Origin of the sequence: Streptomyces sp. NPDC053069, assembly GCF_044546895.1 — a bacterium.
Lineage (GTDB): Bacteria > Actinomycetota > Actinomycetes > Streptomycetales > Streptomycetaceae > Streptomyces.
Map to the genome: position 1 here is coordinate 175,494 of NZ_JBITZN010000017.1, position 13,462 is coordinate 188,955.

Below are 13,462 nucleotides of genomic sequence, written 5' to 3' on the forward strand. Positions count from 1 at the left end.
CACCGCCTGAACCACCCCGTCGGGTCATGGGGAGCCGCCAGGTGAGGGGGACGTGGGGTCCCCTCGGCGGCACGAAGGGGAGAACGGGCCACGGCAGCCGGCCGCGGCCCGTTCTCCCTGTCCGGAGCACCTGCCCTGCGCGGCACCGGCCAGGGCGGCCGACGCCCCCTACTCCTGGCACGCGCCCTGCTCGTCGTCGCATTCCGGCGCCGGGTCCAGCAGGACCTCGATGCCCGCCCGCAGATACCGCTCCACCGTGGCGTCCGGCGCCGAGACCAGCGCGGGAGGACGGATCTCCGTGCGCAGCAGGCTGGTGCCGAGCATCCAGGCCGCCAGGAGTTCCGCGCGCAGGTCGGCGTCGGGGCCGCCGAGGCGGGCGGCCAGGCGCTTGGAGAACACCTCCGTGAAGTCCGCGCGCAACCGCCCCACCGCCTCGTCACGGCCGGAGGACCGCAGCACGGACAGCACCGGGTGCGGGAAGTCGCCTTCCGCCGGCGCTCCCAGCAGCAGCGCGCAGAACCAGTCGGGGATCGCCTCGACCGGCTCCTCCAGCAGCGGTTCGAATATCTTGCCGGTGCCCGACACGTCGTTGAACAGCGCTTCCTTCGATCCGAAGTAGCGGTAGACGAGGGCGGCGTCCACGCCGACGTCGCCCGCGATGTCGCGCACGCTGGTGCCCTCGTAGCCGTACTTGCCGAAGCGGAGGGCCGCGGCCCCCCTGAGCGCGGTGCGCGTGGCCGAGGCCGAGCGCCTGCGGGCCGGCCGGCAGGCCGCTGCCTTCGGGGCCTTGCCGTCCTGCGTTTCCCTCACGTCACCGTACCTCCGTCGTCCTCGGCCCTCGCAGCCCTCCGCCCATATTCGAGTCTGCGGCGGCTGTCTCAAAGTCACCGACCGATGTCATCAATCGTTGACTTCCCTTCGCGCCGCATGTCATACCTGAGCCAGGTCAACGATTGATGACTTAACTGCCCGCAACTGCCCGCCGTACCCCCTGCGTTGAGGCCGCGCGGGCACCACCGACCGGAAAGGGTGAACCCCTGTGCCTGCTCGACGCGTCGCCGTGATCGGAACCGGTTACGTCGGACTGACCACCGGTGCCTGCCTGGCCTCCCTCGGCCACTCAGTGGTGTGCGCGGACGCCGACCCCCACAAGGTCGAGCGGCTGCGCGAGGCCCGGGTGGACATCCTGGAACCCGGCCTGCCCGAGACCGTCCGGGACGCCCTGGAAGCGGACCGGCTCCACTTCACCGGCGACACCGCAGCCGCCGTCACCGAGGCCGAGGTGGTGTTCCTGTGCCTGCCCACACCCATGGGCGCGGGCGGCGCGGCCGATCTCGCCGCCGTGGAGGCCGTCGCCGGCCAGATCCGCGAAGTACTGCCGCCCGGCTGTGTCGTCGTCAACAAGTCCACCGTGCCGGTCGGCACCAGCGAGCGCGTCGCCGCGCTCCTCGGCCGGACGGACGTGACCGTGGTGAGCAACCCCGAGTTCCTGCGCGAGGGCCGCGCCGTCCACGACTTCCTGCACCCCGACCGCATCGTGATCGGCGCCGCCGACCGCGCGGCCGCCCGGCGCGTGGCCGACCTGTACGCCGCACTGGACGCCCCGCTGGTGCTGACCGACCCCGCCAGCGCCGAACTGACCAAGTACGCGGCGAACTTCTTCCTCGCGATGAAGCTGTCCTTCGCCAACAACCTCGCCACCGTCTGCGAGCACTTCGGCGCCGACATCACCGATGTCACCGAGGGCATCGGACGCGACCCGCGCATCGGCTCCGCGTTCCTGCGGCCCGGGCCCGGCTGGGGCGGCTCCTGCCTGCCCAAGGACACCCACGCCCTGCTCACCGCGTGCGACCGGGCCGGGGTCGACTTCCCGCTGCTGCGCGCCACCATCGAGACCAACGTCACCCACCAGCGGCGGCTCGTCGACCAGGTCGCCGCCACGTGCGGGCGCGGCAAGGACGGCTCGCTGCACGGCGTACGGCTCACCCTGTACGGCCTGACCTTCAAGGCCGGCACCTCCGACCTGCGCGACTCGCCCGCGCTCGCCGTCGCCCGGCTGCTGCGCGAGCGGGGCGCCGAACTGACCGCGTACGACCCGGCGTTGCGCGAGGAGCGGCCCGACCTGAGCGATCTGGTCGACCTCGTCGACGACCCGGTGCGGGCGGCGCAGGGGGCCGCGGCCTGCGTGGTCCTCACCGAGTGGCAGGAGCTGCGCGACCTGGACTGGGCGGCGATCGCCGCGCGCATGGCCGGCCGGGAGGTCCACGACTTCCGCAACCTGCTGGACGCGGACCGGCTCGCGCGGGCCGGACTGCTCTGGCAGGGCATCGGACGCGCGGCGGCGCCGACCCGGACGGCGTGAACGCCGTACCCCCAACCTCCTCCCCCACCCCCGAACAGGCCCGAGAGAAAGGCTCACACCATGCGCGTTCTGTGCACCACGCTCGGCAGTCCCTCCCACGGCCGCGCCCAGCTGCCCCTGCTGCGCGCCCTCGCCGAGGCCGGGCACCAGGTGCTGGTCGTCACCAGCGATGCCCTCGCCCCCGTCTTCCGCGACGACGACGTCCGGGTGGACACCGCCTTACCCGAATTCGACCCGATGGCCCGGATGGCGCCCTATCTCGCCGAACTCCAGGACACCGCCGACCTGACGGAGCCGACGGCGGCCATGAGCCGGATACTGCTGCGGGCCCTGACCGGGCCGGGCGTCAAGCCGCACCTGGACGTCCTGCTCCCCCTCGCCCGGAACTTCCGCCCCGATCTGATCCTGCGCGACGGCATGGACATGGCCGCCGTGCTCACCGCCGAGCTGCTGAGCGTGCCGCAGCTGCCGACCCCCTCCGGGTTCAACAACACGCTGGACCCCGCCGAGGTGCTGGAGCAGCTCAACCAGCGGCGCCAGGAACTCGGGCTGCCCGAGTCCGGCGACCCCCTGTCCGTCGCACCGCACGGCCGCGTCGACTACGTCCCGCCCGCCTTCTCCTTCGCCCGGCACCTGTCCCGGGCCTGGGCCTACCGGCAGACGGTGGACGTCGAGCGCGCCGCGGTACTGCCCGAGTGGGCCGCCGCACTGTGCACGGACCGGCCACTGGTGTACGCCGCCGTCGGCACCGCCCTGCCGGCGCTGCGCGAACGCGCGGCGGGCCGCCCGGCACCGCTGCCCGTGAAGATGCCGGACGCCGCCGACAGCCTGCGTGCGATCGCGCAGGCGGCATCCGAGCTGGACGACTGCACGGTGGTCGTGTCGACGTCCGGGATACCGCTGGACACCGAAGGGCTGCCCGGCCACGTCCACGTCACCGACCGGGTGCCGCAGCCGCTGCTGCTGGAGTCGGTCGACCTGTTCGTCACCCACGGCGGCTTCAACAGCATCCGCGAGGCGATGCGCACCGCTACGCCACTGGCCGTCCTGCCGCACTTCGGGGACCAGCACGCCAACGCGGACCGCGTGGAGGAACTGGGCCTGGGCCGCCACATCACCGACCGAAGCGCGGCCGGCATCGCCGACGTGTGCCGCAAGCTCCTCGCCGACCCTGCGCCCCGGGCACGGGCCCGGTCGGCCCAGCTGGCGATGCTCGCGCTGCCGCGCATCGAGCACGCGGTCGCCGACCTGGAGGGGATCGCCGGCTGACCGGCCGGCCGCCGGGCCGGGGACAGGACGGGACACCCGCACGCCCCGCCGCCCCGGCCCACCCGGACCGCCCCACTCCCCCATCCCCAAGGACGACACATGACGTTCTCCGGCACCCAGCACCAGGACGCGGCAGGGGATGCGCCCGCGCGGCTCAGTCACCGGCAGATCACCACCGTCATGTCCGGGCTGGTACTCGGCATGTTCCTGGGGGCACTGGACCAGACGGTGGTCTCCTCCGCGCTGCGCACCATCGCCGACGACCTGCACGGGCTGACGGCCCAGGCGTGGGTGACCACCGCGTACCTCATCACCGCCACCATCGCGACGCCGCTGTACGGCAAGCTCTCCGACATCCACGGCCGCCGGCCCGTCCATCTCGCCGCGATCGCCCTGTTCACGGCCGGCTCACTGCTGTGCGGATGTGCCGGGTCGATCTACGAACTCGCGGCGTTCCGTGCCGTGCAGGGCCTCGGCGGCGGCGGGCTGATGTCGCTGGCGATGACGATCGTCGCCGACCTCACCACCCCGCGGGAAAGGGGCCGCTACCAGGGCTGGTTCATGGCCGTGTTCGGCGGCGCCAGCATCGTCGGCCCGCTGGTGGGCGGCGCGTTCGCCGACCGGGCCACCCTGCTCGGCATCGACGGCTGGCGCTGGATCTTCCTGATCAACGTCCCGCTCGCCGCCGCGGCCGCCGTGACGATCGTCCGTGTGCTCCGCTTTCCGCACCGACGGGTCCGGCACCGGCTCGACCACCCCGGAGCGCTCGCCCTGGCCCTGTCGCTGGTACCGCTGCTGACCGTCGCCGAGCAGGGCCGCACCTGGGGCTGGGCCTCTGCCCCGGCCCTGCTGATGTACGCGATCGGCGGACTGGGCCTCGCCCTGTTCGTCATGGCCGAGCACCGGATGGGCGACGCGGCCCTGCTGCCGCCGCGCCTGTTCCGCATCCGCGCCTTCCGCCTCGGCGTCGGACTGCACTTCGTCGTGGGCGTCGGCATGTTCGGCGCCATGACGACGCTGCCGCTCTACCTCCAGCTCGTACGCGGCATGAGCCCCATGGCGGCCGGTCTGGCCACCCTGCCCACGGTCGCCGCCAATCTCACGGTGACGCTGCTGGTGGGCCGACTGATCGCCCGGACCGGCCGGTTCAAGGTCCACCTGGTCGCCGGTCTCGGCTCGTTCACCGCCGCGATGCTCGTCTTCGCCACGCTGCGCGTGCACAGCCCGCTGTGGCACGCGTCGCTCGGCATGGCCCTGATGGGCGCCGGGCTCGGCGCGTCGATGCAGACCCTCACCACCCTCGCGCAGTGCGACGTACCCCGTACGGACATGGGCGCGGCGACGGCGTCGGTCAACTTCTTCCGTTCCAACGGCGGCACGGCCGGTACCACCGCGTTCCTGTCGATCCTGTTCACCACGGCGGCCGGCCGCATCACCGGCCGGCTGGCCGAAGCCCGCCACGACCCGGCCTACCGCCGCCTTCTTGCCCGGCCCGACAACGCGCACGCGCTGACAGGTGTCCTGCGCCCGGGCGGAGGTGTCGCCCTGGAGGACTCCGCCTTCCTGCGCGCCCTCGACCCTCGCGCCGCACTGCCGTTCCTGGAGGGGTACGTCTCCTCGATGCGCCTGGTCTTCCTCACCGGCGCCGCCGTGTCGCTGGTCGCCTTCCTGATCGCGGCCTGGCGGGTGCCGAACCTCACGCTCTCCGACGAGTAGCCCGGGGACCATTCACCCGTGCGAGGGGCACAACGGCCGGCGTCAGGCCGTGAAGGAGATCAACGACGGAACCACACGCCAGGTTCCGGTCGCACCTCGTTGCCCGGCGTGACCTGCCGTGATACACAGAGTGACCGTACGGGCTATTCGTACGAAACCCGCCAGCCAATGACGTCAAGTCGACATACGTTGGCGACGTTGTCGGCGACAATGAGGCCTGACCTCTGCACACCGCAGGGGGCCAAGCGGAACTACCCACCAGGGGCGGTGACTTACATGCTCTTTGCGGCCGACAAGGGAGACATCAACACCATCATCGGCGGGATCGCTCCGGACTGGGGCCCCTTCGGCAGCCTGGGCAACGAGGCCAAGGTGATGATCGAGGTGGTGATGGCCGTAGCCATCCTCCTCTGCCTCGGCATCGCGGTCTGGGGCGCGGCGAAGCAACGCATCGGCGCCACGGCCCTGCGCGACACCTTCAGCGCCGAACAGGGCAAGGGCCTCATCATCGCCGGCCTCACCGGGGTCTTCATCATCGGCTCCCTCGGCACCCTGTTCACCATCGTGTACGGCATGGCGGTCTGACCCCTCCCTGATGTCGAGTCACCACACCGCGCCCGCGCGGGAACCAGCACGGCTACCGTCGTATCTCTACGAGGTGGAGAGGGCGTACGCGGCATGAACCCCGGAGACGAACCGGTCTACAGCGACTACGGCGACACGGGCCACACCCGCACCCGCCTCCCCGACACCGACCCCTACGGCGGCGCCCCCCGCCGCGGCCCCCGCCGCTCCTCCTCCCGAAGCCTGATCACGGTGGTCGGCGTGGTGGTCCTCCTGATCGCAGCAATCGCTTTCGCGAACAGAGGTGACGGTTCATCCGCCGATCGCTCGACCACGAAGACCGACAGGCCGACGACCGCTCCCACGGCGGCCAGCGGAACGCGTCCCGTGGACACCAAGTCCGCAGGGGTGCCGACGGGATTCGCCCACACGCAGCAGGGAGCACAGTCGGCAGCCACGAACTACGCCGTGGCGCTTGGCTCGACCGGCATGTTCAAGAAGAACAGCCGCACAACGCTCCTGCACGTCCTCTACACCTCCGAGGCGGCGGCCCGGCTCGAGGGCCCGATGGACCAGGCCTATTCCACCGACTTCCTCGCGAGGATGGGCCTCGACGCAGTGGGCAACCCGCCCAAGGGCAGTACGTTCGTCTCCCGGGTGGTCCCGGTCGGTACAACGGTGCTGCAATACACGGGCCACGACGCCAAGGTCGCGGTCTGGTACCTGGGGCTCATCGGCATGGCCGGCACCACCTCGACCGACCCGGTCACCTCGTCCTGGAAGACGTGGACGTTCGACCTACGCTGGTCCAACGGCGACTGGAAGATCGTTTCCGACGCCCAGAAGGACGGCCCCGCGCCGGTACCCGGTGACGACAAGGCCGCCACCTCCGACGAAATCAGCAAGGCCATCGAAGAGTACGGAGGGTTCACGTATGCCCGGTAGCCCGCGACGTGCGCTCAAGCTCGCCGGAGTCGTGACGGCCGTGCAGACCACCGCCGTACTGCTGGCCACGCGTGCCTTCGCCGCACCCTCGCCCACCCCTTCCGGCAGTCCGTCGCCCTCTCCGACGAAGAGCAAGTACAACTGTGGCGTCATCTCCGGCGAGGCCAAGAAATACTGCGAACGCGGCAACGTCTCAAGCGGATCCGGCGGTGCGAACGTCCCCGACACCTCCGCCCTCGACCCCTTGTCCTCGCTGGCCAAGGGTTGCGCCGAGGCCGCCGCCTGGACGGTGGACAAGCTCAGCAAGGCCGTGAAGGAGACCGCCAACGTCGACTTCACCAACCCCAAGTTCCTGCAGCAGTACGCCATCGTGTTCGCCGCGTCCACGATCCTCACGCTCCTGCTGTGGCTGCTCGCCGTAGCCAAACGAGCCGTGCGCGGCGTGCCGCTCACCACCGCCATCTCCGAAGCCATCGGCTTCCTGTGGCTCACGGTGCTCGCCTCCGCCTTCACCCCGCTGATCCTGTACACCGTCGTCTCCGCGACCGACGGCGTGACGGACGTCCTCGCCAAGGCCACCGGCGACCAGGCAGACACATTCTTCGGCACCTTCTCCGGCGCCCTCAGCAAGGGCACCGACATCGGCGGCGGACCGATCATGCTGATCGTCGTCTCCCTCGTGAGCATCCTCGCCGCCGGCGTCCTGTGGCTGGAGCTGGTCATCAGGGCCGCACTCCTCTACGTCGGCGCCCTCCTCGGCACCGTCGTCTACGCAGGACTCGTGGACAAGAACCTGTGGGGCCATGTGCGCCGCTGGGCGGGCATCATGATCGCCGTGATCCTCGTCAAGCCCGTCATCGTCATCGTGCTCGGGCTCGCCGGCGCCCTCTCCAGCGGCAACGGCCCCGACGCCTTCTCCGCCGTGGTCTCCGGCCTCGCCATCATCCTGCTCGCCATCTTCGCCAGCGCGATGATCTACCGCTTCGTCCCCGGCTTCGGCGACGAGATCGCGAACGGCCGCAACAACCGCATCATGCAGGGCGCCGAGAGCAAGGCCGCCGCCGTCATCAGCTCCCCCGCCACCCTCGTCGCCCAGGGCATCAAGACCCACAGCACCCGCGCCGGCAACAACGGAGCGGCACCGGGCGGCTCCAGCGCCCCCCGCCCCGCCAACCCCGCCACCGGCGGAGTCGCCGCCCACAGCAGCCGTACCCCCACCGGGGGCGGCGGAGCCGTCCCCTCCGCCACGCCCGCGCCCCGCGCGCCCAGTCCGGTCAACACCCCGCACGCAGGCAACACCCGCAACAACCGCACGGGAGGTGAAGGGCGTTGACGACCGAGTCCCACCTGTCCCATCCGGTCACGCCCCGCCGTACATATCTGATCGGCCGCGCCCGGCCGAACGCGATCATCGGCCGGAACCGCGAGTCCGGCGAAATCGTGCTGATCATCGCGGGCGCGTTCCTCGGCATGATGTGCGGCCTCGTCGTCCCGGTCCTGTCCCTGCGGATCGTGCTGCTGATGGGCTTCCCGCTGCTCGCACTCGCCGCGGTCTACGTGCCCTACAAGCGCCGCACCTTCTACAAGTGGTTCGAGATCAACCGCAGCTTCAAGCGGACCGTCAAGGGCGGCCAGGCGGTCTACCGCTCGGCCGCCATGGAAGCCGGCACCCGCCTCGACGGACGCGAAGTCGAAGTCGGCCCGCCGCCCGGCATCGGCCGCATCACCTGGCTGGCGGCGCCCTTCGGCCCGGACGAGATCGCCGTACTGCTGCACGCCGACCGGAAGACCGTCACCGCCGCCATCGAGATCGAAGGTCCGGGTGTCGGCCTGCGTGACTCCGAGGACCAGGAGGCGCTGGTCGACCGGTTCGGCACGCTGCTCAAGCACGTCGCCAACGGAGACGGGTTCGTGTCACGGCTGCAGATGCTCGCCCGCACCCTGCCCGCCGACCCCGACGCGCACGCCAAGGACGTCGCCCTGCGCGGCGACGACCGCTCCCTGGACTGGCTCCAGCGGTCGTACGACCAGCTGCAGTCCATGGTGTCCACGAGCAGCGAGCAGCACCGCGCCTACCTCGTCGCCTGCATGCACTACAACCGCGAACTGGCCGCCGAGGCCCAGGCCATGGCCCGCGCCGTCCGCACCCACGGCGGCAAGGTCGACCGGGACGCCGGGCTCGCCGTCGTCATGGCCCGCGAGCTCACCGACATCTGCTCACGGCTCCAGGAGGCCGACATCCGGGTACGGCAGCCGCTGGGCCAAGGTCGACTGGCGTCCCTGATCCACTCCATGTACGACCCCGACCACCCCATCGACCACATCCAGGCCATGACCCAGCGCAACGCCTGGCCGGCCGAGCTCGACGCCATGGAGCCCACCTACCTCCAGGCCAAGACCCGCGAGTCGACGACCCGCGCACCCTGGTGCCACGCCACCGCCTGGGTGAAGGAATGGCCCATGACCCCGGTGGGGGTCAACTTCCTGGCCCCCCTCCTCGTCCACACCCCGGACGTCATCCGAACGGTCGCCGTGACGATGGATCTCGAACCCACCGAGGTAGCCATCGAGCGCATGCTGACCGAGAAGACCAACGACGAGGCCGAGGCCTCCCGCGCCGCCAAGATGAACCGGACCGTCGACCCGCGGGACATCGCCGCCCACAACCGCCTCGACCAGAGAGGCGAAGACCTCGCCAGCGGTGCAGCCGGCGTCAACCTCGTCGGCTACATCACCGTCTCCGCCCGCTCACCGGAGGCCCTCAACCGCGACAAGCGGACCATAAGGGCCTCCGCCGGAAAGTCGTACCTGAAGCTGGAGTGGTGCGACCGCGAGCACCACCGCGCCTTTGTGAACACACTTCCCTTCGCCACCGGCATCCGCAGGTAGGGGCTGATTCGCCGATGCGGGATCCGCTGTCCGTCCTCACCGACGCCTTCACCTCCTTCCTCTTCGGGAAGGTCGAAACGACCCGGCTGCCGGTACGCACCTCCACCGGCCAGGCCCAGGCGGTCTACCTGCCCACGGCCGCGCCCGGCCTGGGCGACTCCGGCGTCATCATCGGCCGCGAGGTGTACTCCGGAAAGGGCTACATCTACGACCCCTTCCAGCTGTACGGCCAGCAGCTCCCGGCCCCGCACTGGCTCGTCCTGGGCGAGTCCGGCAACGGCAAGTCGGCCCTGGAGAAGACGTACGTCCTGCGCCAGCTGCGCTTCAAGGACCGCCAGGTCGTCGTCCTGGACGCCCAGGGCGAGGACGGCGTCGGCGAATGGAACCTCATCGCGCAGGAGCTGGGAATAACACCTATCCGGCTGGACCCGACGGCCGCCCTGGACCACGGGATCCGGCTCAACCCCCTCGACCCGGCGATCACCACCACCGGGCAGCTCGCGCTGCTCCGGACGATCATCGAGGTCGCGATGGGCCACGGCCTCGACGAACGCTCCGGCTTCGCCCTCAAGGTCGCCCACTCCTACGTCAACGAGACGATCGTCCACCGCCAGCCGGTCCTCTCCGACATCGTCGAGCAGCTACGGCACCCCGAGCCGGAGTCGGCCGAGGCGATGAACGTCGCCATAGACGACGTACGGGCGTGGGGTCTGGACGTCGCCCTGGTCCTGGACCGCCTGGTCGACGGTGACCTGCGCGGCATGTTCGACGGCCCCACCACGGTCGGCATCGACCTCGACGCCCCGCTGATCGTCTTCGACCTCTCGCACATCGACCGCAACTCCATCGCCATGCCGATCCTCATGGCGATCGTCGGCGTGTGGCTGGAGCACACCTGGATCCGCCCCGACCGGAAGAAGCGCATCTTCCTGGTCGAGGAGGCCTGGCACATCATCAACAGCCCGTTCGTCGCCCAGCTGTTCCAGCGCCTCCTGAAGTTCGGCCGCCGGCTCGGCCTGTCCTTCGTCGCGGTCGTCCACCACCTGTCCGACGTGGTCGACGGGGCCGCGGCCAAGGAGGCGGCGGCGATCCTGAAGATGGCGTCGACCAGGACGATCTACGCCCAGAAGGCGGACGAGGCACGGGCCACCGGCCGGGTCCTGGGTTTGCCGAGGTGGGCGGTGGAAATCATCCCGACACTGACGCCCGGCATCGCCGTATGGGACGTCAACGGCAATGTCCAGGTGGTCAAACACCTGGTCACGGAGACGGAACGCCCGCTGGTGTTCACCGACCGCGCGATGACCGAGTCCTCCAGCGAACTCGCGGCCGACGAAGCCCTGCGCGCCGCCGAACTGGAGGCCGAGCAGCGGGCGGCGGCCTTCGTGGAACAGCACGTGGGCGACTCCGAATCGACGGTGGCGTAGCGGAACAGGCGACGGCGGCTCAGGGGCAGGAGCAGACGTAGAGGCAGAGGCAGGGGAGGAACGGGTGAGACCGGACGCTCGCGAGCGCCGCGAGGACCGCCGGGACGGCCAGGGCGGCATCCCCGACGGCCTCCTGATCGGCATCCTCGCGTTCCTCCTCGGCATGACCGTGCTGGTGTGGACAGCCACGGGCCTGGCCGCCCTCTTCGCCCAGGGCGCCTGGCCCCAGGGCGTCACCTTCACCCGCACCCCGCGGGCCATGCGCCACCTCATCGGCGCACCCCACGACATCACCGGTGCCTGGCCGGAAGCCCCCACGTCCCAGCTGTCCGGCTGGGGACTGTTCTGGGGCCTGTTCATCGGCCAGCTGATGGTCCTGTTCGTCCTCACCGTGTTCGTGATGGGAGCGGTGGCGCGCTGGCGCGCGGGGAGAGCCGGACGGCGGGCCGAGAGACGGGTGGCGCAGGAGTCTACGGCAGCAGCGGCCACGGCCACCCAGAGCACCGCACCGGCACCGGCAGTGGCCCCGCTGCCCGCACCGGCTCCAGCGCCTGCGCCGGCACCCCCAGCGACACCCGCGGCCGTGAGCCCACCCGCGCCCCTGCACGAGGTCCCCGCGCCGCGCAGCGAGCCCGAACTCCAAGGCTCGGGCCTCCTCGCAGCCGACAGTGAACGGATGAGCGGGTGGGAGAAGATCCTCACCGCACCCAGGGAAAGCCGCCGGGCGACCGCGGCTCGGGCCATCCAGGACGCGCCGGGCCCCACCCTCGTCGTCACCTCGAACCCCGCCCTCTGGTCGGAGACGAAAGACGCCCGAGCGAAACTGGGCCCCACCCTCCTCTACGACCCCGCCCACCTCTGCGACACTCCGGCCCGCCTGCACTGGTCGCCCACAGCGGGCTGCGCGGACAAACAGACGGCACTGCAGAGAGCCACCGCGCTCCTCGCCCCCGTCCGCCCCACCGCCAAGATCGACCAGGCAGTGGCCGACACGGCAACGACCCTCCTGCGCAGCTACCTCCATGCCGCCGCCCTGGAGAACCGCACCATCCGCCACGTCCACCGCTGGGCCCAGGGCACCCAGATCCAGGACGCCGTACGCACCCTGCGTACCCACCCCAAGGCCGCCCCCGGCGCCGCAGGCGAACTCGAAGCGGCGCTCACCGCCCACCCCGAGCGCCGCGACATCGCCCAGGAGCTGACCGGCCGAGCCCTGTCCGCCCTGTCCACGGTGAACATCCGCGAGGCCTGCACACCAAACCGAACTGATGCGCTCGCCTTGGATTCCTTCGTCCACGAAGCGGGCACGCTTTATGTGGTAGGTGAATCCATCGAGGACCCCAGGACCCGCCCCGGTGCCATGCCCCTCCTGACGGCCCTCGTCTCCAGCGTGGTCGAGCGCGGCCGGCGCATGGCCGAACGGTCATCCTCCGGTCGGCTCGACCCACCACTCACCCTGGTGCTGGACGACATCGCGGCCGTGGCCCCACTCCCCCAGCTCCCGGACCTGCTCGCCACCGGCCACGACCAGGGCCTGCTCACGCTCGCCCTGCTCCGCTCCCGCGAACAGGCCCGCTCCCGCTGGCCGCACCAGGAACTACCGGTCTAGGAACCGTCTGGGGACGCTCTAGGGACGCAAGTCCAGCACGAACTCCAGCTCGTTCTGCGCCGCGTCCTTCACGAACGGCACGATCACCCCGCTCGGCACGAACCCCGCCTTGCGGTACGCGCTCTGGGCGCGTGCGTTGTCCTCGTGCACGAACAACCGCACCCGCTCCGCACCTCGCTCCCGCGCCCACTCCACGCCGGCGTCGAACAGGGCCTTGATCAGCCCGTTCCCACGGTGCTCGGGCCGCACGTACACGCCGACCACATGCCCCTGCCGGCACTCGACGACGCACCCTGCCCAGTCCTTCGTCCCGGCCTCCTCGATCAGTACGGTCGCCGAGCCCACCCAGGTCCCGTCGGCAGCCTCGGCGATGAACTGCCGGGCCGCCGTGCCCCCCTCACCGGATCCGACGGCCCGGTCCTGCCAGAAGGCGTCCGCCCGGCCCGCGGCCTCCTCGTACGAGTCCAGAAAGGCAAGGTGGGCCACCGGGTCCCGCAGCGCGTCCAGCCGCAGCTGCTTCACCTCGGCCCACTCCTCGGGGCGTATGGCGCGGACGACGTAGTCATAGCGCATGCGGTCGATCCTAAACGCAGAAAACCCCCGCACCGTGTGGTGCGGGGGTTTTCTCAAAATTTGTTCGGCGGCGTCCTACTCTCCCACAGGGTCCCCCCTGCAGTACCA

The 13,462-nt window shown here is 70.9% G+C and carries 11 protein-coding genes; 9 read left to right on the plus strand and 2 right to left on the minus strand.

What is annotated here, in order from left to right; translation table 11 throughout:
* Positions 1-168 precede the first annotated feature (168 nt).
* Positions 169-810: a TetR family transcriptional regulator gene (locus ACIGXP_RS32815; RefSeq protein WP_363218267.1), complete on the minus strand. Its 642-nt coding sequence runs from the start codon at positions 808-810 to the stop codon at positions 169-171.
* Between the two features lie 229 nt (positions 811-1,039).
* Between ACIGXP_RS32815 and ACIGXP_RS32820 the strand changes: the two genes are divergently transcribed.
* From ACIGXP_RS32820 to ACIGXP_RS32860, 9 genes are all read left to right on the plus strand, one after another.
* Positions 1,040-2,362: a UDP-glucose/GDP-mannose dehydrogenase family protein gene (locus tag ACIGXP_RS32820; protein WP_363218266.1), complete on the plus strand. Its 1,323-nt coding sequence runs from the start codon at positions 1,040-1,042 to the stop codon at positions 2,360-2,362.
* Positions 2,363-2,422: 60 nt separating this feature from the next.
* Positions 2,423-3,631 (plus strand): glycosyltransferase, encoded by a 1,209-nt coding sequence (locus ACIGXP_RS32825; RefSeq protein WP_399774591.1) that lies wholly within the window; start codon positions 2,423-2,425, stop codon positions 3,629-3,631.
* Between the two features lie 99 nt (positions 3,632-3,730).
* A complete protein-coding gene (locus tag ACIGXP_RS32830; protein WP_399774594.1) occupies positions 3,731-5,347 on the plus strand; it encodes an MDR family MFS transporter in 1,617 nt (538 codons plus the stop codon).
* A 276-nt stretch (positions 5,348-5,623) separates the two neighbouring features.
* The gene (locus ACIGXP_RS32835) at positions 5,624-5,932 is read left to right on the plus strand and encodes a hypothetical protein (RefSeq protein WP_014673544.1); all 309 of its coding nucleotides are present in this window, start codon (positions 5,624-5,626) and stop codon (positions 5,930-5,932) included.
* A 93-nt stretch (positions 5,933-6,025) separates the two neighbouring features.
* Entirely contained in the window at positions 6,026-6,856 is an 831-nt protein-coding gene (locus ACIGXP_RS32840; RefSeq protein WP_399774597.1) for a hypothetical protein, read from the plus strand.
* A complete protein-coding gene (locus ACIGXP_RS32845; protein ID WP_363218262.1) occupies positions 6,846-8,189 on the plus strand; it encodes a hypothetical protein in 1,344 nt (447 codons plus the stop codon). Before ACIGXP_RS32840 ends, ACIGXP_RS32845 begins: the two co-directional genes overlap by 11 nt.
* Positions 8,186-9,745 (plus strand): SCO6880 family protein, encoded by a 1,560-nt coding sequence (locus ACIGXP_RS32850; RefSeq protein WP_363218261.1) that lies wholly within the window; start codon positions 8,186-8,188, stop codon positions 9,743-9,745. The genes ACIGXP_RS32845 and ACIGXP_RS32850 overlap by 4 nt, the downstream gene beginning before the upstream one ends.
* A 14-nt stretch (positions 9,746-9,759) precedes the next feature.
* Positions 9,760-11,172 carry an ATP-binding protein gene (locus ACIGXP_RS32855; protein ID WP_363218260.1) on the plus strand — a complete coding sequence of 471 codons (1,413 nt, stop codon included), beginning with the start codon at positions 9,760-9,762 and terminating at the stop codon, positions 11,170-11,172.
* Between the two features lie 64 nt (positions 11,173-11,236).
* Positions 11,237-12,781, plus strand: a complete 1,545-nt coding sequence (locus tag ACIGXP_RS32860) for a type IV secretory system conjugative DNA transfer family protein (protein WP_399774602.1) — start codon at positions 11,237-11,239, stop codon at positions 12,779-12,781.
* A gap of 18 nt (positions 12,782-12,799) precedes the next feature.
* Here ACIGXP_RS32860 and ACIGXP_RS32865 read toward each other — a convergent pair whose 3' ends face one another.
* Positions 12,800-13,354: a GNAT family N-acetyltransferase gene (locus ACIGXP_RS32865; protein ID WP_399774604.1), complete on the minus strand. Its 555-nt coding sequence runs from the start codon at positions 13,352-13,354 to the stop codon at positions 12,800-12,802.
* Positions 13,355-13,462: the final 108 nt, after the last annotated feature.